Consider the following 18,875-nt stretch of genomic DNA (forward strand, 5'->3'; position numbering starts at 1 on the left):
GCCGGTCAGAGATCGACGACGAGGTCCCCGGCCGGGGTCGCGGAGCAGATCAGCACCTCGTCCGCGCCGGGCGCCTCGAGCGGCGGGGTCGCATACGCCACCGAACCGGACAGCACCGCGGTCACGCACGTGTGGCACACACCGGTCCGGCACGACCACTGGGTCGGGACGTCGCACGCCTCCGCGAGCTCCAGCACGGAGCCGTAGCCGTCGGCCCAGGCGGCTGTGATCCCCGACCGCCCGAAGGTCACGGCCGGCCCGGTGCCCGGCGGTCCCGGTGGCTGGTGCGGCGGCGGGGTCGGGGCACCGACCACGCCGGGGTTGATCGGGGACCGGGACCCGAACCGCTCGGTGTGGATCCGGGTCGGGTCCAGGCCGGCGGCCGCGAGCGCCGCACCGACGTCGGCCATGAAGGAGTCGGGGCCACACACGTACGCGCTCGCCGTCGCCGGGACGCCGAGCGCGGCGACGGCCTCCGCGGTCAGGCGTCCCGTCCGTACGCCGCAGCCGGCCGCGGGCGGTTGCGCCGGGGTCGTGTAGTACACGACCGAGTGCGACGCCGGAAGCCGCCCGAGCAGCCCCGTCACCTCGCCGGCGAACGCGTGGCTGTCGGCATCGTGGGTCGTGTGGACCCACCACACCTCGCGGGTGCTGTCCTCGCTCGCCAGCCGGTGCAGCATCGCCAGCACGGGAGTCAGGCCGATGCCCGCCGAGACGAGGAGGACCGGCGCACCGTCGTCGTCCAGCACGAAGTCCCCGCGCGGCGCCGCCACCTCCACGGTGTCCCCCGGCCGCAGGTGGGCCTGCAGGTAGGAGCTCACCCGGCCCTGCGTCTCGCGCTTCACGCTGATCCGGTACTCGCCGTCGGGACCTCCCGACAGCGAGTAGGTCCGCACCGGGACCGGGTCGCCCGAGCCGGGGACGCGGAGGGTCAGGAACTGGCCGGGACGGTACGGCGGCAGCGGGTCGTCCGAGGCCAGTCGGTACGACGTCACCGACGAGGTCTCCGCGACGACGTCGGTGACCGTGAGGGTCCGGAAGCCCGGCCAGGCCGGTGGCGGGGCGACGGCGACGCCGGCCGGCTGGCCGGTCCCGCCGCTCTCCAGCATGCTCCGGAACGACCCCTGCCAGCCCGGGCTCAGGGCCGGGATGTCGAGCGCGTCCGCCAGCCGCTCCGGGTCGTGTCCCGGCAGGTAGAGGAGCGCGTCCGCGGCGGCCACGCTGAGCTCGTGCGGGCCTCGGCGGGTCCGCTCGATCGGGTCCCCAGCACGCACGTGGCCCTCGGTCAGCACCCGGAGGTAGAAGCCGGGACGGTGGTGCGCGACCAGCAGCGACGGCAGTCGTGGCTCGCCCAGCCGCATCCCCACCCGGAAGCAGGTCACGCGTGGCTGGCTGACCTCGAGCTCGGCCTCGCCGATCCGGTAGCGGTCACCGATGCAGACCTCCTCGTCGGCGAGACCCTCGACCGTGAAGTTCTCGCCGAAGGCGCCGGGCTCGAGGTCCTCGCGCTGGAGGACCTCCGCCCAGTACCGGTAGGACTCGACCTGGTAGACGAGCACGGCGCGCTGCTCCCCGCCGTGTCCCGCCAGGTCGCCCTGGCCGTCGCCGTCGATGTTGAGGCGTCGTACCAGCCGGGGACCCCGCACCGGGCTCTTCCACACCCCCGTGTGCACGGTCCGTCCGCGCCAGGACACGTCCTTCGGCATCCCGACGTTGACCGACAGCAGGCGGGCCATGGCCCCAGCCTCGCCGATCCGACCGCGTCTGTCACGACACGTGGTCGGCGCCGTCGTCCTCCTCTTCGCGCATCGTGATCCGCTGCTCGGCGAACCGCACCTCGACGGTCTCGAATCCCTTGTGACGCTGGGCTCTCGCGTAGCCGACGTACGCGCGCCGGTCGGCGTCGGTGAGGTCGACCCGGTCGGTGAACGGCGTCAGGAGGGCTCGTGGCCACAGCCGTCGCTCGAGCACCACGTTGACCTCGATGCCCAGGACGCCGATGACCGCGGTGAGCCAGAGGAGCCCCATCAGGCCGAGGACCAGGCCGAAGGTCTGGTTCATCGCGCTGGTCTCGGTGAGGACGTTGGTGACGTAGGCCGTGCCGATGGTCTGGAGCCCGATCCACCCCAGCGACGCGGTCACCGCGCCGGGCACCGAGCCGGTCCAGATGCTATGGCTGCGGGCGGCGCCGACGCGGAACAGGGCCGTGAGCACGACCGTGTTCACCAGGACCGTGAGGACCGTGATCGGCCACCGGTACGACGAGACCGTCTCGCCGAGGACCTCGGTGTTCGCCGCGAGCGTCGACAGCACCGAGATCGTCAGGACGGCGATGCCCGCGGTCAGCAGCAGGAACAGGCTCTTGAGCCGCAGCAGGATCGGGTTCGGCCGGCTGTTGCGCGGAACGGACCACGCCACGTTGAGCGCGTTCTGCAGCGCCTGGCCGAGGCCGAGCGCGCCGTACAGCGCCACCAGGCCGCCGACGATGATCGCGGTGCTCGAGCCCGTCAGCCCCTCGGGACGGCCGAGCTGGTCGCCGATGACCGGGAACTGCGCGAGCGCCGAGTCGATCAGGTCCCCCTGGAGGTCGGGGTTGCCCTGGAGGAGGAAGCCGAGGATCGAGGAGCCGAGGAGCAGTAGCGGGAAGATCGCGATGAAGGCGTAGTAGGTGATGATCGAGGCCAGGTAGTTGCCCTGGTCGTCGAAGTACTTGTAGATGACCGCGAGCGGGTATCCGAGCACGGACCAGCGCCGCTGGGCGCGATCGGCGCCGTCGATGACCCGTCCCACCCCGCCACGCTACCGAGGTCGCGGTCCCAGAACGGTCAGGTTGCCGCCCCGGTCGGTCGTGAACAGCTCGACGCCGTCGGTCACCGTGGGCGCGTCGGCGCCCAGGGCGACCGCGATCTTGTTGGCGGCGTTGCGGGTCACGTCGAGCACCACCTCGACGACCTGGTCCTCCGGCAGGTGGCTCCGGGCGGCCGCGGCGACGTCCGCGGGGACGGCGTACGGCGTCCAGATCACCGCGTCCGTCAGGGCGAGCGCTGCCTTGGCGTGGACCGGCAGGTCGCTGTCGGCGTACCAGTCCACGGCCTCGAACGTCGCCTCGTCGGCGCCCTGCTCGATCGCCGCGACGGAACGCCGGGACCGGCAGACCCGGCAGTCGTGCTGGCGCGCGCCGCGGAGCCGGACCAGCTCGGTCGTCACCGGGTCCAGCGCGTCGAGCCGCGCCACCTCGCGCATGAACTCCTCCAGCGCCGGCCACAGCTCACCGCCGTCCTCGACCGGACTGCCGACGGGACCGAGCAACGCCGGCACCCGCGGCCAGAAGTCGTCGACGAAGATCGCCTGCACGGCGACGAAGGCCGCCGGTCCGGTCGCCGCCAGGAAGCCACCCCGGAGCTCGTCGTCGATCACCGACACGTCGACCGCGAACTGCTCCGCGAACGCCACCACCCGCGGGTCCGTGAGATCGACGTCGAGGGCACGCCGCGCACCGAGGACGGCGCCGTACGACGGCGGCAGGGTCGACGGCGGCACGAGGTCAGCGTAGGGGCCCGGGATCGGGGAGCGTCGGCATCTCGAGGCCGGTGCGCCTGCCGACCAGGGCCGCCCGGGTGACCGACGCCGAGCCGAACCGGTCACGAACCCGGTCCAGCGCCGCGTCCAGGCCGTTCTCGTGCACGACGTCCGGGAACAGCGGCAGCTCCAGCTGCCGGGACCGCCCGTCGACCAGGCCGGAGATCGTGATGCCGAGCAGCGTGCACCCCCGCTCCTCGATGAGCGCCCAGTTGTCGGCGAGCAGCCGCCGGCCGGTCTCGAGCCAGGTGGCGGTGGTCGCCGTGGAGTACTTCAGCGTCGCGGAGCGGGTGGCCCGGGTGAAGTCGTCGAAGCGCAGCCGGAGCGTGAAGGTCTGACCGATCCGCTCGCCGGCCCGCAGCCGCCGGGCGACCCGGTCGACGAGGCCGGCGAGCAACGCGTCGAGCTCCTCGCGCGACTTCGGCTTGCCGGCTCGCCCCATGGCGCACTGCGACCCGATCGAGCGCCGCCGGCGGCCGACCTCGACCGCGCGCGGGTCCATCAGGTTGGCCAGTGCCCACAGGTGCCGGCTGGCGGCCCGGCCGACCGTCGCGCTCAGCTCGACCTCCTCCCGCCGGGCGAGCTGGCCGATCGTGCGGATCCCGTCCGCGTGCAGCTTCCCGGCGGTGATCGCACCGACTCCCCAGAGCCGCTCGACCGGCAGCGGGTGCAGGAACTCCTCCTCGCCGTCCGGGGCCACCGCGAGCAGGCCGTCGGGCTTGCTGACCGCGCTGGCCACCTTGGCGAGGTACTTCGTCCGCGCGATGCCGACCGAGATCGGGAGCCCGACCTCCTCGCGCACCCGGCGCCGGAGGTCGACCGCGATGGCCTCGGGCTCACCGACCAGCCGGCGCAGCCCGCCGACGTCGAGGAACGCCTCGTCGATCGAGATGCCCTCTACCAGCGGGGTGGTGTCGTCGAAGATCGCGAAGACCTGCTTGCTGGCCTCGACGTACGCCGAGAAGCGCGCCGGCACGACCAGCGCGTCCGGGCACAGCCGCGCCGCCTGGCGCCCGCCCATGGCGGAGCGGACGCCGTACGCCTTGGCCTCGTAGCTCGCGGCCAGCACGACACCACCGCCCACGATCACGGGCCGGCCGCGCAGCCGCGGGTCGTCGCGCTGCTCGACCGAGGCGTAGAACGAGTCGAGGTCGGCGTGCAGGATCACGGGACCCATGATCGAACACATGTTCGATCATGGGCAAGTGTCGGGAGCGCACCGGCGCCGGGCGCCGGGTCAGGCGGCGAGGGCGGTCTCGATCTTCCCGGCGGAACGGCGCGCACCGTCGAGCACGGCCTCAACGGCCTCGGCGGGGGTGAGCAGCTCGTGCGCGGCCGCGACGACGGAGTCGGGCATCGCGGCCGGGGTCCGGATCATGGCTTCGGCGATGGCCAGTGCTGCGCGCGCGGCGTCCGGCCGCTCGTTCGACGCGTCGTGGTGGGCGTCGACCTGCATCGAGATCGACTCGAGGAAGCTCGAGATCGCGTCGCCGGTGTCCGCGACCGGGTAGCGGCGCCGACCCGGCCACGTCTCCGAGGGCCCGAAGAGGGCGTCGAGCGCGACCCGGACGCGGGGCGCCACGTCGGCGATCCAGATCATGTTGGCCACGGCTGCGGTGTGGCCCGCGGTCGCGCGGACGAAGGCGTCGCGCACGCGACCGTCGATGGCGGTCGCGTCCCGGCCGAACTGGTCGGCGAAGGCCACGACCTCCGGCGCCTCCAGCATCTCGTCGTGCACTCCGGACGGCCGCACCGAGACCAGGACCGTGTAGGACGCGAGGGTGGCGGGCGCGTGGGTCCCCAGAGCGGTCGCGCCGCCCCCGGTCCAGTCGTCGTGGGTCACTCCCCTGACTGTGGCACGTTCAGTACGACTTGGGCAGTCCCAGGGAGTGCATCGCCACGAAATTGAGGATCATCTCCCGGCTGACGGGCGCGATCCGGCCGGCCCGGGTCGCCACCAGCAGCCCCGCCACGCCGTACTCCTGCGTGATGCCGTTGCCGCCGTGGGTCTGCACGGCCGCGTCGGCGGCGTGGCAGGCGGCCTCGGCCGCGGCGTACTTGGCCATGTTCGCGGCCTCGCCCGCGCCCATGTCGTCGCCGGCGTCGTACAGCGCCGCGGCCTTCTGCGTCATCAGCCGCGCCATCTCGGTCTCGATGTGGCACTGGGCGAGCGGGTGCGCGATCGCCTGGTGGGAGCCGATCGGGTCCTTGAACACCGTGCGCTCGCGGGCGTAGGACGCCGCCTTGTCGAGGGCGTAGCGCGCGAGTCCGGTGGAGAACGACGCCGCCATGATCCGCTCCGGGTTGAGCCCGGCGAACAGCTGGACCAGCCCACCGTTCTCGTCGCCCACGATCGCGTCGGCCGGCAGCCGGACGTCGTCGATGAACACCTGGAACTGCAGCTCCGGGCTGACGATCTCCATGGGGATCGCCCGGTACTCCAGGCCCGGGGCGTCGGTCGGCACCACGAAGAGCACCGGCTTCACCTTGCCGGTCCTGGCGTCCTCGGCGCGCGCGACGACGAGCACGTTGTCGGCCTCGTCCACGCCGGAGATGTAGATCTTGCGGCCGTTCAGCACCCACTCGTCGCCGTCCTTGCGGGCGGTCGTCGTGATGTTGTGCGTGTTGGTGCCGGCATCCGGCTCGGTGATGGCGAACGCCATCGTCGAGGTGCCGTCGCAGATGCCGGGCAGCCAGCGCTGCTTCTGCTCCTCGGTGCCGTAGCGGCTGATGATGGTGCCGCAGATCGCGGGGCTCACGACCATGAGCAGCAGCGGGCAGCCCTGCGCGGACAGCTCCTCGCAGACGGCCGCGATGTCGCCGATGCCGCCGCCACCGCCGCCGTACTCCTCGGGGATGTTGATGCCGAGGTAGCCGTTCTTCCCGATCTCCAGCCAGAGCTCGGTGGTCTTCTCGCCGCTGCGCGCCTTCGCGGTGAACCACTCGCGGCCGTACTTGCCGGCCAGCCGGGCGACGGCCTTGCGCAGCTCCTGGCGCTCCTCGGACTCGCTGAACGTGCTCACTCTGCTTCCTCCACCACTGCGAGAACCTCGCCGGCCGCGACCTGCGTGCCGACCTTGACGTCGATCTGGGCGAGGACGCCGGCGTGCGGCGCGGTCACCGGGTGCTGCATCTTCATCGCCTCGAGCACCAGCACCTGCTGGCCCGCCTCGACCTGCTGGCCCGCCTCGACCGCGACGCTGACGACGGTGCCGGGCATCGGGGCGAGCAGGCTGCCGCTCGCGACCTGCTCGGCCGGGTCGACGAACCTCGGCACCCGGGTCAGCCGGACGTGCCCGTGCGGGCCGTCGACGTCGACAGCTGCTCCGTCGACACTGATCCGGTAGGTCGTGCGCACGCCGTCGGTCTCGAGCGTGACGCTGCCGGGACCGGCGTCGATGACCTCGTGGCCGTCGACGGCGTAGGCACCGAGCCACTCGACCGTGGCCTCCTCGAAGACCGTCCGCTGCGGCTGGGACACCACGTTGCGCCAGGCGACCGGGATGCCACGCTGGACGGTCCGCACCTCCTTCGCCCGCTCCGCCAGCGCGATCGCCGCGGCGACCGCCGAGCGGGTCGTGTGCCCGGGGCGTGTCTCCGGGTCGTTGTCGGGCATCCGATCCAGGAAGTCGGTCGACACCTGACCGGAGAGGAACCGCGGGTCGCGCAGGATCGCGACGAGCTGGTCGCGGTTGGTGACCAGTCCGTGGATCCGCGCCCGGGACAGGACGCCGGCGAGCTTGCGGGCCGCCTGCTCCCGGCTCGGCGCGTGCGCGATCACCTTGGCGAGCATGGCGTCGTAGTGCGTCGACACCTCGCTGCCGGACTCGAAGCCGGCGTCCACGCGGACGCCGTCCTCCACCGGGATCTCGAACGTCGTGAGCACGCCGCTCTGCGGCTGGTAGCCGGCAGCGGGGTCCTCGGCGTAGAGCCGCACCTCGATGGCGTGGCCCCGCGGCGGGTCCGTCCACCCCATGTACCAGTCCGACTCCGCCGAGATGATCTGCAGCTCGACGAGGTCGACGTCGTGCACGAGCTCGGTGACCGGGTGCTCGACCTGGAGCCGGGTGTTCATCTCCAGGAAGAAGAACCGCTCGGTCGCCGGGTCGTAGAGGAACTCGACCGTGCCGGCGCCCCGGTAGTCGACGGCCTCGGCGGCCTTGCGGGCGGCGTCGTGCAGCGCGGACCGCGTCTCGTCCGGGAGGTTCGGCGCGGGTGCCTCCTCGACGACCTTCTGGTGCCGCCGCTGGAGCGAGCAGTCGCGCTCGCCGTAGACGCTGGTGCCGACGACCTGCACCTCGACGTGCCGGCCGTGCTCGACGTACGGCTCGACGAAGACGGTGCCGTCACCGAAGGCGGAGGCCGCCTCCGACTCGGCCTTCTCGATCTCGCCGGGGAGGTCCTCGAGGCGTCGGACGACGCGCATGCCGCGGCCGCCGCCTCCGGCGGACGCCTTCACGAGCAGCGGCAGGTCGGCCTCGGTCGGCTCGTCCGGCGCCTGGAGCACCGGCACGCCGGCGGCCTTCATGATCTCCTTGGCGCGGATCTTGGAGCCCATCGCCTCGATCGACTCGGGCGCGGGCCCGACCCACGTCAGCCCCGCGTCGACCACGGCCCGGGCGAAGTCGGCGTTCTCGGACAGGAAGCCGTAGCCGGGGTGGATCGCGTCGGCACCGGAGCACCGGGCGGCGTCGAGCACCAGGTCGATGCGCAGGTAGGTCTCGGCCGGTGCGTTGCCGGGCAGGCGTACGGCGGTGTCCGCCTCGCGCACGTAGGGCAGGCCGGCGTCGGCGTCCGAGTGGATCGCGACCGTCTCGATGCCGAGCTTGCGGCAGGTGCGGAAGACCCGCGAGGCGATCTCGGCCCGGTTCGCCACCAGAAGTCGGGTGATCATCCTGCGCACCTCACTGGGTCTCGACGCGCCCCTCGCGACCTCGTTCCTCGGTCGCGGGGCTTGCTCGACCTCGTCTCGCCCACGCGCCGTGCTCGTTCCTCGCACGCCGCTGCTCGCTTGATCACGGGCGGAACACCCCGAACCGGTCGGCGCCGACGACCGGCTTGTTCTCGATGACCGACAGGCAGATGCCGAGGACGGTTCGGGTGTCGCGCGGGTCGATGACGCCGTCGTCGTACAGCATCCCGGACAGGAAGTAGGGCATCGACTGCTCCTCGATCTGGGCCTCGACGATCTCCTTCACGCCCTTGAAGCCCTCGGCGTCGAACACCTGCCCCTTCGCCTCGGCGGATTGCTGGGCCACGATCTCGAGCACGCCGGCGAGCTGGGCCGGGCCCATCACGGCGGACTTCGCGGACGGCCAGGTGAAGAGGAACCGCGGGTCGAAGGCGCGGCCGTTCATGCCGTAGTTGCCGGCGCCGTACGACGCGCCCATGATCACCGACAGGTGCGGGACCCTCGAGTTGCTGACCGCGTTGATCATCATCGCGCCGTGCTTGATGATGCCGCCCTGCTCGTACTCCTTGCCGACCATGTAGCCGGTGGTGTTGTGCAGGAAGAGCAGCGGGGTGTCGACCTGGTTCGCGAGCTGGATGAACTGGGTGGCCTTCTGCGCCTCCTCGGAGAACAGCACACCCTGCGCGTTGGCGAGGATCCCGATCGGGCGGCCGTGCAGCTTGGCCCAGCCGGTGACCAGGGAGGTGCCGTAGAGCGGCTTGAACTCGTCGAAGACCGCGCCGTTCGCTCCCCCGGATCCCGGGGCGGAGACGCCGTCACAGATCCGGCGGATCACCTCGCGCGGGTCGAACGGCTCCTTGAGGTCGGTCGGGATCAGGTCGAGCAGTCCCTCCGGGTCCTCGTCCGGCTCGGCCCAGGCGGCGGGCGGCGCCGTCGCCTTGCGCCGGTTCAGCCGCGCCACGATGCGCCGGCCGATCCGGATCGCGTCGAGCTCGTCCTCGGCGAGGTAGTCGGCCAGGCCGCTGGTCCGGGCGTGCATCTCGGCGCCGCCCAGGGACTCGTCGTCGGACTCCTCGCCGGTGGCCATCTTCACCAGCGGCGGGCCGCCGAGGAACACCTTGGCCTGGTCGCGGACCATCACGGTGTAGTCGGACATGCCGGGCACGTAGGCACCGCCGGCGGTCGAGTTGCCGAACACCAGCGCGATGGTCGGCTCCTTGCGCGCGCTGGAGCGGGTGATGTCGCGGAAGAGCTTGCCGCCCGGGATGAAGATCTCCTTCTGCGTGGGCAGGTCCGCGCCTCCCGACTCGACCAGGGCGACCGAGGGCAGCCCGTTCTCCTCGGCGATCTGCGAGGCCCGGAAGATCTTCTTGACCGTCCACGGGTTCGAGGCGCCGCCCTTCACGGTCGGGTCGTTCGCGGTGATCATGCACTCGACGCCCTCCACGACGCCGATGCCCGTCACCACCGACGCACCCACCGCGAAGTCGGAGCCCCACCCGGCCAGCGGCGACAGCTCGAGGAACGCCGAGCCCTCGTCGACGAGCAGCTCGATCCGCTCGCGGGGCAGCAGCTTGCCCCGCGCGTGGTGGCGGTCGACGTACTTCTGTCCCCCGCCCTCGACGGCCCTGGCGTGCTCGGCGTCGAGGTCGGCGATCTTCTCGAGCATCGCGGTCCGGTTGTCGCTCATTGCTCGACCACCGCCTTCATCCGCTCGAGGGTCGTGCGCATGCCCTTCTCGTTGGTGCGGCCGCGGAGCCTGCCCATCACCAGCCAGTAGGCACGCAGGTAGAAGACGGGCTCCAGCCGGTAGTACTCGGTCACCAGCGCGCCGTCGCCGTCCGGCTCGATCCGGTAGCCCCAGTTGTTGACCGTCACGTCGTCGGTGCCGACGGAGAACTCGAACAGCTCGTTCGGCACGCACGCCGTGACCTTGCAGGGAGTCCAGTAGGTCGGCCCGACGCCGTTGCGCTTCACGTGGCCCTTGAAGTACGCGCCCTCCTCGGGCCCGGTCGAGCCACGGGTCCACTCCGCCTCGAAGGTCTCCGGCGAGAACTCGCCGATCCGGGTGACGTCGCTGACCAGCGCCCACACCTTCTCGGGCGGGGCGTCCATCCGGAGCGTCACCTCTCCCCTCATCGATGCGGTCATTCGGGGTCCCCTCGGAATCGTGGGATGGAGGAGCGAAGCGGGGGAATCCCGCGATTTCGTGGGGTGATCATGCGTAGCCCAGCAGCTTGGCTGCGAGATCGGTCAGCACGTCGCTGGCCCCTCCTCCGATCGGCAGGATCCGGGCGTCGCGGTAGTGCCGCTCCACCTCGGTCCCGTGCATGTATCCCGTCCCGCCGTGCAGCTGGACGGCCTGGTCACAGACGTAGGTCGCGCAGTCGACCGCGGTCTGCTTCGCCAGGCAGGCCTCGGCGACCACGTTCTCTCCCGCGACGTGGCGGCGGGCGACCTCGCGCGTGTAGGTGCGCGCGACCTCGACCTGCCTCCGCATCTCCACGAGCCGGTGCCGCACCACCTGCCGGCTGAGCAACGGCTTGCCGAAGGTCTCCCGGTCGCGGCAGTAGGTCGCCGTGAGCTCGAGCGAGCGTCCGGCGATGCCGTAGGCGTGCACCGCCAGCGCGAGCCGCTCGACGACGAACTGCTCGGCGATCTGGAGGAACCCGGTGTCCTCCTCGCCGACCAGGTTCGTGACCGGCACCCGCGCGTCGACGTACGACAGCTCGGCGGTGTCGGAGCAGTGCCAGCCCATCTTCTGCAGCGAGCGGTCCACGGTGAAGCCGGACGTGCCCTTCTCGACGACGAGGAGGCTGACGCCCCCCGCCCCCGGACCACCGGTCCGCACGGCGGTCGTCACGAAGTCGGCGCGCACGCCGCTGGTGATGAACGTCTTGGACCCGTTGACGACGTACTCGTCACCGTCGCGTACGGCGGTGGTGCGGATGCCGCCCACGTCGGAGCCGCCGCCGGGCTCGGTGATCGCGAGCGCGCCGATCCTCTCGCCGGCCAGCGCCGGGCGGACGAACCGGTCGACGAGGTCGGCGTTGCCGGATGCGGCGATGTGCGGGAGGGCGATGCCGCCGGTGAACAGCGCGGCCATCAGCCCGCTGCTGGCACCGGCCTCGAACATCCCCTCCTGGAGGTCGACCGTGTCGAGCAGGTCGCCGCCCTCGCCACCGACCGACTCCGGGAACGAGACGCCGAGGAGGCCCTGCTTCGCGGCAGCGGCGTGCAGCTCGCGCGGGACGGACCCGGCGTCCTCCCACTCCTGGAGGTGGTCGACGACCTCGCGGCGGGTGAACTCCGCGGCGACCTCGCGCAGGTTCATGCCAGGTCCTCCTGGACGTGCACCATCCGCGAGCGGACCCACTCGCCGAGCCCCTTGGCCTGCGGGTCGAACCGCGTCGACGCGGCGACGCCGTCGCCGAGCAGCCCGCGGACCAGCACGTTCACCGCACCCAGGTTCGGCAGCAGGTAGACCTCGACGTCCAGGTCGGCCGCCTCGGGCACCAGCTCGCGCACCTTGCGCGGGGTGACGAGCTTCTGCAGCCAGGTCACGCGGTCGGCGTACTTGTCCGAGCCGTCGTGCGCCACCCAGAGGCCGAGGTTCGCGTCGCCGCCCTTGTCACCCGATCGCGCGTGCACGAACGTGCCCAGCGGCATCCGGCGGGTGAGGGAGTCCGTGGGCGCCGGGTACGGCGAGGGCCGCCGGCCCTCGGCGTCGTCCACGGCGGCGAACTCCGTCGGGTCGGCGATCACCTCGCGCCGGCCGTCGGCGTGCACGACCGTGTGCGTGACGGCCGACCGGTCGACGTACGCGGGCCGGTAGACGCCGTACGGCGCTGGCTGCGCCGGCGGGCCGGTCATCGTGAAGCCGGGGTACGACGCCAGCGCGAGCTCGACGGCCGGGCCGGTGAAGGCCCGGCCGACCGGGTCGGGCGCGGCGTCGCGCACCGTGCAGCGCAGGAGGCAGGACGCGCCCTCCTCGGTGTCCGCGTCCGGCGCGGGCAGGGCGCCGAGCGTCCAGGTCACGTCGGCGGCGGTCAGGGACGGGCTGAGCTGCTCGCGCACCCAGTCGGCCTTGGCCTCGATGTCGAGGCCGGTCAGCACGAACTCCACGGTGTTGCGGAAGCCGCCCAGCTCGTTCACGCAGACCTTGAGCCGCTCGGGCGGCGCCTCGCCGCGCACCCCGCTGATCTCGACCCGGTCCGGCCCGACCTCGCGCAGCCGCACCGAGTCGAGGTGCGTGGTGACGTCCGGGTTGAGGTAACGGGTCGTCTGGATCTCGTACAGCAGCTGCGCGGTGACGGTGTCGATCGTGACCGCCCCGCCGGTGCCGGCGTGCTTGGTGATCACGCTCGACCCGTCCGCGGCGATCTCGGCGAGGGGGAAGCCGAGCGGTCTGGTGTGGTCCGGGAGGGACCGGAAGCCCGAGAAGTTGCCGCCGGTCGCCTGGGTGCCGCACTCGAGGACGTGCCCGGCGACGACGGCGCCGGCGAGCTCGTCGTACGACTTGGGTGTCCAGCCGTGGTGCGCGACCGCCGGCCCCACCACCAGCGAGGCGTCGGTGACGCGTCCGGTGACGACCACGTCGGCGCCCGCCGAGAGCGCGGCCGCGATGCCGAAGCCGCCGAGGTAGGCGTTCGCGGTGAGGGCGCCCTCGCCGATCCCGACCTCGGCGAGTCCGCGGACGTCGTCGCCCTCGACGTGGGCGACCTGCGGGTCGAGCCCCAGCCCGCGGGCGACCTCGCGGATCCGCTCCGCGAGACCCGCGGAGTTGAGGCCGCCGGCGTTGCTGACGATCTTCACTCCCTGCTCCAGCGCGAGCCCGAGGCAGTCCTCGAGCTGCCGGGCGAAGGTCTTCGCGTACCCGAGCGCCGGGTCCTTCATGGTGTCCCGGCCGAGGATCAGCATGGTCAGCTCGGCGAGGTAGTCGCCGGTCAGGTAGTCCAGGCCCTGCCCGTCCTCCTGGCGGCCCTCCAGCATCTCCCGCATCGCGGAGAGCCGGTCACCGTAGAAGCCCGAGCAGTTGCCGATCCTCATCGCCTCTGTCGCCCGTCACCCGCGGGACCGGCGAACGCCTGGGCGATCGCCAGCCACTGCTCCGCGTCCGCCCCGACGGCGACCAGGTCGGTGTCGTCGCGGTGCACGCGCTGGGTGACCAGCAGGCAGAAGTCGTAGGCGGGGCCGCGCACCGACTGTGCCGCGCCCTCCGGCCCCCAGGCCCACAGCTCGCCTGAGGGCGCGGTCAGCTCGACGCGGAACTCCTCGGCCGGCGCCTCCAGTCCGTGCACCGAGAAGGCGAAGTCCCGCGTGCGTACGCCGAGGTGGGTGACGTGGCGGATCCGGTCGGTGAGCTCGGGGACGACCTCGAGGGCGTCGTACACGTCCAGCGCGTGCGCCCACGTCTCCATGAACCGCGCCGTGGCCATCGAGGCCGGGGACATCGGTGGGCCGAACCACGGCATCTTCTGGCCGACGGGGAACTCGCGCAGGGCCCGCGGTAGCGCCTCCCGGGCCGCGCCCCAGCGGCCGAGCAGCGCCTCGGGCCGCAGGCGCGCGACCTCGTGCGCCTGCTGGTCCACGAACCCCGTCGGGTCCTCCAGCGCACGCAGCACCAGCGCGTCCCACGCGTCCTGGTCGGTCGCCGCGATCACCGCGACCTCGTCGGTCCACAGGAGGTGGGCGACCTGGGTGGCGACCGACCAGCCCGTGGCCGGCGTCGGCGTGTCCCAGCCGTCGTCGTCGAGACCGACCACGACGTTCCAGAGCCGGTCGCGCTCCGCCTCGAGGTCGTCGAGCAGCTCGTCCAGAAGGGTCATCGCAGCTCCTGCTCCAGGACGTCGGCCCAGCGGTCGAGGATCCGGCCGCGGCGTCGTGCGTCGTCGGTGATGGTGTTCGCGAGGCCGAGGCCGCGGACCAGGTCGAGGGTCGCCTGCACCAGCTCGCGGGTGCCGGCCACGGACTCGTCGGCCCCGAGCAGCTCGACGGTGAGCCGGTGCGTCTCCCGGCCGACCCGCTGCTCGAGCGGAGCGACGGCGGCGAGCAGGGCCTCGTCGGTGCGGGCGGCGACCCAGAGCTCGAGCGCGGCGGTGAAGACCGGTGAGGTGAAGTGGTCCGCGAGCACCTGCAGGACCGCGCGGGTGTGGCGCGGTCCCTCCGGCACGGCCGCGGCCGCCGCGGCGAGCTCCAGACCGCGCTTCTCGGTGAGGTGCTCGACGGCCGCCACGACCAGGTCGTTCTTGGTCGGGAAGTGGTGCAGCTGCGCGCCCCTGCTGACGCCGGCCCGCTCGGAGACCAGCGTCGTCGACGTGCCGGCGAAGCCGCGCTCGACCAGGCAGTCCACGGTCGCCTCGAGCAGCCGCGCCCGCATCACCCGGGTGCGCTCCTCCTGGGGGACGCGCGTCGTCCCGGCGGTGGTCACGCGGCCAGCATGGCGCGATCACCAACAAACAGTCAAGACTGACTGTTTGTCATTCCAGCCGCGCGACCATCGGCAGCCGCGACCGCGTGCTCAGCCCGACGATCAGCGCGGTCACCAGCGGCAGCCCGACGACCAGGCCGAGGATCATCAGCCACGGGACGTCGAGGAACGGGCCGGTGTCGGAGTACGCCGGCGCCGTCAGCGGCACCGTGATCGCGAGGCCGGGGATGAACCCCACCACCGCACCGAGCACGGCGCCGACGAAGCCGACCACCAGCGCGTACGACGCCGCGACCCCGCGCCGGCGGCGCGGGGAGGCGCCGACTGCGGAGAGCGTCGCGAGGTCCGGCCGGGCGTCCGAGAGGGCGAGGAACGTCGCCGTCAGCGTGCCGCCGAGCATCAGCACCGCGCCGAGCCCCGCGAGCACCAGCTGCACGATCTTCGTGCCCTGGTCGGCCTGGTAGCCGCGCTCGACGTAGAACCCGGCGTTCCGGCTGACCGCCGAGATCGCCTCGGAGAGGTTCTCCTGCTGGGTCGCCGAGATGTCGGTCCCGGTGACGGCGAGGGCCCCGGTGGACGTCTCCGCGCCGAGGCGCTCGGCGACCGCGGGCGGCACGATCGCGGCGAGCGGCGGGTAGGAGCCCGCGGTGAAGCGGACGTAGGCGGCCGGCACGGTCACCCGCTCGTGCCCCCGCCGCACCACCGCCGTCTCGTCGTCGACCCGGTCGTCGGTGAAGGCCACGACACCGCCGCGCGCGAGAACCTCGTCGGCTCTCGCGCGGTCCTCAGCAGTACCCCGGGGACCACCGACGGGACCGCCCCGGCCACGAGGATCGAGGAGCCGAAGTTCTCCGTCATGGTCTCCAGGAGCGGACCGCGGTGGTGCGGCGCCGTGATCTGGACCGAGCTGCCCCGCCCGGCCGCGGCGAGCACGGGCTCGACGTCCGCGTCCGGGACCTCGCGCCGCACCGCATCCTCGATCTCGTCCCACTTCGCGGGCTTCAGGCCGTACCCCGTCACCGCGGCCTGCCCCATCGCGAGCGTCGGCGTGTACGTGCCGCGGTTCTCCGCCTCGTCGCTGGTGACCGCGATGCCGAGCGCGACCACGCCCGCGACGGTGGCCGCGACCGCGGCGACCGCGGGCACGGTGCGCGTCCGGTGCCGGGCGGCGTCCCGCGCGGCGTACCGCGGCGACAGCGGCAGCCGGCCGGCCAGCCGCGCCACGCCGATCACGACGACGGGCACGATGAAGAGCATCCCCAGCACGGCCAGGATCGCGGCGCCGGCGATGAGGAACGCCCCGGTGTCGCCCGAGGTCGTGCCGAACACCGCCATCGCGACGGCGCCGCCGATGAGGAGGACGCCCGCGATCGGCGAGCGCGCCGACGGGGGCCGATCGGCTCGCCGGCCGGCGAGCACCGCCACGACGTCCTGGCGCGAGGCGATGACGGCTGGGACGACGGCCGCCAGCACCGCACTGGCCAGGCCGAACGCGGCGACGCCGAGCAGGTGCGGCCACGGCACGTCGAACGGGCCGAACCAGGTGCTCGACCACCGCTGCACGACGGGCACGAGCAGCCACCCGGCACCGATCCCGAGGATCACGCCCAGCACCGCGGCGGCGCCCCCCAGGACGACCCCGCCCGCGAGCACGACCCGCCGGGCCTGGGCCGGGGTGCCGCCGGAGGCGGCCATCAGCGCCAGGCTCCGCGACTGGCGCCGGGCGCTGACCGCGAACGCCGGACCGGCGAGCAGCACCACCTCGAGCAGCGCCATCACCACGACGAGCGCGACGGCCGCGATGACCGCGTTGTCGCTCCCGGAGCTCCACGACCGGATCTCCGCGGGGACCTCCGAGGCGGGCGGAGGATCCTCGATGACCGCACGGGACAGCACGGTCGCCCCCATCGCGTTGAGGTCCTTGACCGTCTCCCAGGAGACCGGTCCACCAGCGGCCAGCCAGGTCGGACCGCCGGCATACGCGGCCGAGACGCCGAGGCTGCCGACCGGGCCGGCGACGTAGGGGTAGGTGCGCAGTTCGGGCGACTCTGCAACGCCCACGATCACCGGCGACGGCGCGCCCTTGCCGCGGATGTCGAGCCGGTCCCCGACGGCGTACCCCTTGTCCAGGAGGGCCCGGTTCACCACCACCTCGCCGGCGTCCTGCGGGAGCCGGCCGGAGGTGAGGTCGACCAGGCCGGCGGCGACCGGGTCGCGCAGGTCGACCTCGACCGAGTCCGCCGACGCGTAGCCCTTGTCGGTGCGGACGTCGACGCCGCCGGTGCGCTCCACGACCAGCCGTGCGCCGCCGAGCGCGGCCGAGATGTCCGCCGCGGCGGGCGGCTCCTGCTTCCGGCCGTCGGAGGTGTTGCCGTCGTACGGGTCGAAGGCCTGGATCATCGGCCGTCCCTCCGCGGGCACGACGACCTGAGCAGCCGCCGACCCGAGCCGGCGGTCGAGCCCCTCGACACTGCTGACCGACTGGGTCTGGATCAGCACGTCGGCCGCCGTCACCGCGAGCACGGGCAGCGCGATCATCACCAGTACCAGGACCGACCGGCCGCGGGCGCGCAGCGCCTCCCGTGCCGCGATCCGCAGCGCGAGTCGCCAGGAGGTGACCCGGCCGGCTCCCGGTCGGCTCATCGGGTGACGCCCGACTCGAGCAGCCCCTCGGCAGCGTCGGTGCCGGTCTCGTCGATCACCACTCCGTCGCGCAGGAACACCACCCGGTCGGCCCAAGCGGCGTGCCGCGCCTCGTGCGTGACGAGGACGCCGGCGGCGCCCGCGTCGCAGCGCACCCGGAGCAGGCGCAGGATGTCCTCGCCGGTCTCGCTGTCGAGCGCCCCCGTGGGCTCGTCCGCGAGGATCAGGCGGCGGTCCCCCACGACCGCCCGGGCGATCGCGACGCGCTGCTGCTGGCCACCGGACATGTGGTCGGGGAACCGGTCGGCGAGGTCGCCGATGCCGACCTCGTCGAGGGCCGTCCGCGCCGCCGCGCGAGCCGTGCGGGTGCGGACGCCGTCGAGTTCCAGCGGGAGCGCGACGTTCTCCACCGCCGTCAGCGCGGGGATCAGGTTGAAGTCCTGGAAGACGTAGCCGATGGAGGTACGCCGCATCCGGGCGCGGCCGCCGTTCCCCAGGGTGGCCAGGTCGACACCCTCGACGGAGACCGTGCCGGAGGTCGGTGCGTCCAGGCCGCCGGCCAGCGTGAGCAGCGTCGACTTGCCGGACCCGGACGGGCCCATGACCGCGACCAGCTCGCCGGCGGACGCGCGGAAGGAGACGTCGCGCAGGGCGCGCACCTCGGTGGCGCCCTCGCCGTGCACGCGGGTGACGACGTTGAGGTGCAGCACCGAGCTCATCGGGCCACCTCCGGTGCGTCGACGGGAGCCGGGACGGCCGGCTTCTCGAGCGCGGCGCGCCGCAGCCGGGCCTCGCAGTGATCGAGCCAGCGGATCTCCGCCTCGGCCGCGAACACGAGCGAGTCGAGCACCAGCCCCCACGCCAGGTCGTTGCCCCCGTCGCGCTTGAGCCGGGTGTAGTCCTGCAGGGCGGCCATGGTCGCGGAGCGCTGCTGCTGGATCACGCTGCCGACGTCGACGCCGGGCATCGTGACGGCGAGGGCGAGCTTGATCGCCAGCTCGTCGCGGGGCGGCTGGGTGCGCGGCACCGGCGTGGTGAACCAGGCCGCGACCTCCTCACGCCCGGCTGCGGTGACCCGGTAGATGACGTGGCCCTCGCCGTCCGCGCCGTCGGCCTCGACGAGGCCGTCGCGCTCGAGCCGGGTCAGGGTCGTGTAGACCTGCCCGACGTTGAGGGGCCACGTCGACCCGGTGCGCTGCTCGAACTCCGCGCGCAGCTGGTAGCCGTATCGCGGGCCCTGCTCGAGGAGGGCCAGGAGTGCCTGTTTCACCGACATACCGAGTATGTATACCCGGTATGCACCGCGCTGGC

General features: G+C 73.0%; 17 protein-coding genes. All 17 read right to left on the minus strand.

Annotation, left to right across the window (positions count from 1 at the left end; translation table 11 throughout):
* Positions 1 to 5: 5 nt before the first annotated feature.
* Positions 6 to 1,736: an MOSC domain-containing protein gene (locus ACVW2K_RS03185; RefSeq protein WP_457201511.1), complete on the minus strand. Its 1,731-nt coding sequence runs from the start codon at positions 1,734 to 1,736 to the stop codon at positions 6 to 8.
* 31 nt (positions 1,737 to 1,767) lie between these two features.
* Positions 1,768 to 2,790, minus strand: a complete 1,023-nt coding sequence (locus tag ACVW2K_RS03190; RefSeq protein WP_028637757.1) for a YihY/virulence factor BrkB family protein — start codon at positions 2,788 to 2,790, stop codon at positions 1,768 to 1,770.
* 9 nt (positions 2,791 to 2,799) lie between these two features.
* Complete coding sequence (locus ACVW2K_RS03195; protein ID WP_457201512.1) at positions 2,800 to 3,540, minus strand: carboxymuconolactone decarboxylase family protein; 741 nt, start codon at positions 3,538 to 3,540, stop codon at positions 2,800 to 2,802.
* A gap of 4 nt (positions 3,541 to 3,544) precedes the next feature.
* Complete coding sequence (gene dinB / locus ACVW2K_RS03200) at positions 3,545 to 4,756, minus strand: DNA polymerase IV (RefSeq protein ID WP_457201513.1); 1,212 nt, start codon at positions 4,754 to 4,756, stop codon at positions 3,545 to 3,547.
* A 60-nt stretch (positions 4,757 to 4,816) separates the two neighbouring features.
* A complete protein-coding gene (locus tag ACVW2K_RS03205) occupies positions 4,817 to 5,422 on the minus strand; it encodes a hypothetical protein (RefSeq protein ID WP_028637759.1) in 606 nt (201 codons plus the stop codon).
* Positions 5,423 to 5,441: 19 nt separating this feature from the next.
* Positions 5,442 to 6,602 (minus strand): acyl-CoA dehydrogenase family protein, encoded by a 1,161-nt coding sequence (locus tag ACVW2K_RS03210; protein ID WP_028637760.1) that lies wholly within the window; start codon positions 6,600 to 6,602, stop codon positions 5,442 to 5,444.
* The gene (locus ACVW2K_RS03215) at positions 6,599 to 8,473 is read right to left on the minus strand and encodes an ATP-binding protein (protein ID WP_457201514.1); all 1,875 of its coding nucleotides are present in this window, start codon (positions 8,471 to 8,473) and stop codon (positions 6,599 to 6,601) included. The genes ACVW2K_RS03210 and ACVW2K_RS03215 overlap by 4 nt, the downstream gene beginning before the upstream one ends.
* A gap of 121 nt (positions 8,474 to 8,594) precedes the next feature.
* Positions 8,595 to 10,181, minus strand: a complete 1,587-nt coding sequence (locus tag ACVW2K_RS03220; protein ID WP_457201515.1) for an acyl-CoA carboxylase subunit beta — start codon at positions 10,179 to 10,181, stop codon at positions 8,595 to 8,597.
* Positions 10,178 to 10,642: an SRPBCC family protein gene (locus tag ACVW2K_RS03225; protein WP_197025345.1), complete on the minus strand. Its 465-nt coding sequence runs from the start codon at positions 10,640 to 10,642 to the stop codon at positions 10,178 to 10,180. The genes ACVW2K_RS03220 and ACVW2K_RS03225 overlap by 4 nt, the downstream gene beginning before the upstream one ends.
* Positions 10,643 to 10,709: 67 nt before the next feature.
* Positions 10,710 to 11,825 carry an acyl-CoA dehydrogenase family protein gene (locus ACVW2K_RS03230; RefSeq protein WP_457201516.1) on the minus strand — a complete coding sequence of 372 codons (1,116 nt, stop codon included), beginning with the start codon at positions 11,823 to 11,825 and terminating at the stop codon, positions 10,710 to 10,712.
* Complete coding sequence (locus ACVW2K_RS03235; RefSeq protein ID WP_457201517.1) at positions 11,822 to 13,540, minus strand: acyclic terpene utilization AtuA family protein; 1,719 nt, start codon at positions 13,538 to 13,540, stop codon at positions 11,822 to 11,824. Before ACVW2K_RS03235 ends, ACVW2K_RS03230 begins: the two co-directional genes overlap by 4 nt.
* Positions 13,537 to 14,319, minus strand: a complete 783-nt coding sequence (locus ACVW2K_RS03240; protein WP_457201518.1) for a TIGR03084 family metal-binding protein — start codon at positions 14,317 to 14,319, stop codon at positions 13,537 to 13,539. Before ACVW2K_RS03240 ends, ACVW2K_RS03235 begins: the two co-directional genes overlap by 4 nt.
* Positions 14,316 to 14,921: a TetR/AcrR family transcriptional regulator gene (locus ACVW2K_RS03245; RefSeq protein ID WP_028637767.1), complete on the minus strand. Its 606-nt coding sequence runs from the start codon at positions 14,919 to 14,921 to the stop codon at positions 14,316 to 14,318. Before ACVW2K_RS03245 ends, ACVW2K_RS03240 begins: the two co-directional genes overlap by 4 nt.
* Before the next feature lie 49 nt (positions 14,922 to 14,970).
* On the minus strand, positions 14,971 to 15,663 hold the full coding sequence (locus ACVW2K_RS03250; RefSeq protein ID WP_457201519.1) for an FtsX-like permease family protein: 693 nt from the start codon (positions 15,661 to 15,663) through the stop codon (positions 14,971 to 14,973).
* Positions 15,597 to 17,564 (minus strand): FtsX-like permease family protein, encoded by a 1,968-nt coding sequence (locus tag ACVW2K_RS03255; protein WP_457201520.1) that lies wholly within the window; start codon positions 17,562 to 17,564, stop codon positions 15,597 to 15,599. The genes ACVW2K_RS03250 and ACVW2K_RS03255 overlap by 67 nt, the downstream gene beginning before the upstream one ends.
* On the minus strand, positions 17,561 to 18,283 hold the full coding sequence (locus ACVW2K_RS03260) for an ABC transporter ATP-binding protein (RefSeq protein WP_028637769.1): 723 nt from the start codon (positions 18,281 to 18,283) through the stop codon (positions 17,561 to 17,563). The genes ACVW2K_RS03255 and ACVW2K_RS03260 overlap by 4 nt, the downstream gene beginning before the upstream one ends.
* Positions 18,280 to 18,840: a PadR family transcriptional regulator gene (locus ACVW2K_RS03265; protein WP_028637770.1), complete on the minus strand. Its 561-nt coding sequence runs from the start codon at positions 18,838 to 18,840 to the stop codon at positions 18,280 to 18,282. The genes ACVW2K_RS03260 and ACVW2K_RS03265 overlap by 4 nt, the downstream gene beginning before the upstream one ends.
* Positions 18,841 to 18,875: the final 35 nt, after the last annotated feature.

The sequence above is a fragment of the Nocardioides sp. HB32 genome, from assembly GCF_054058995.1.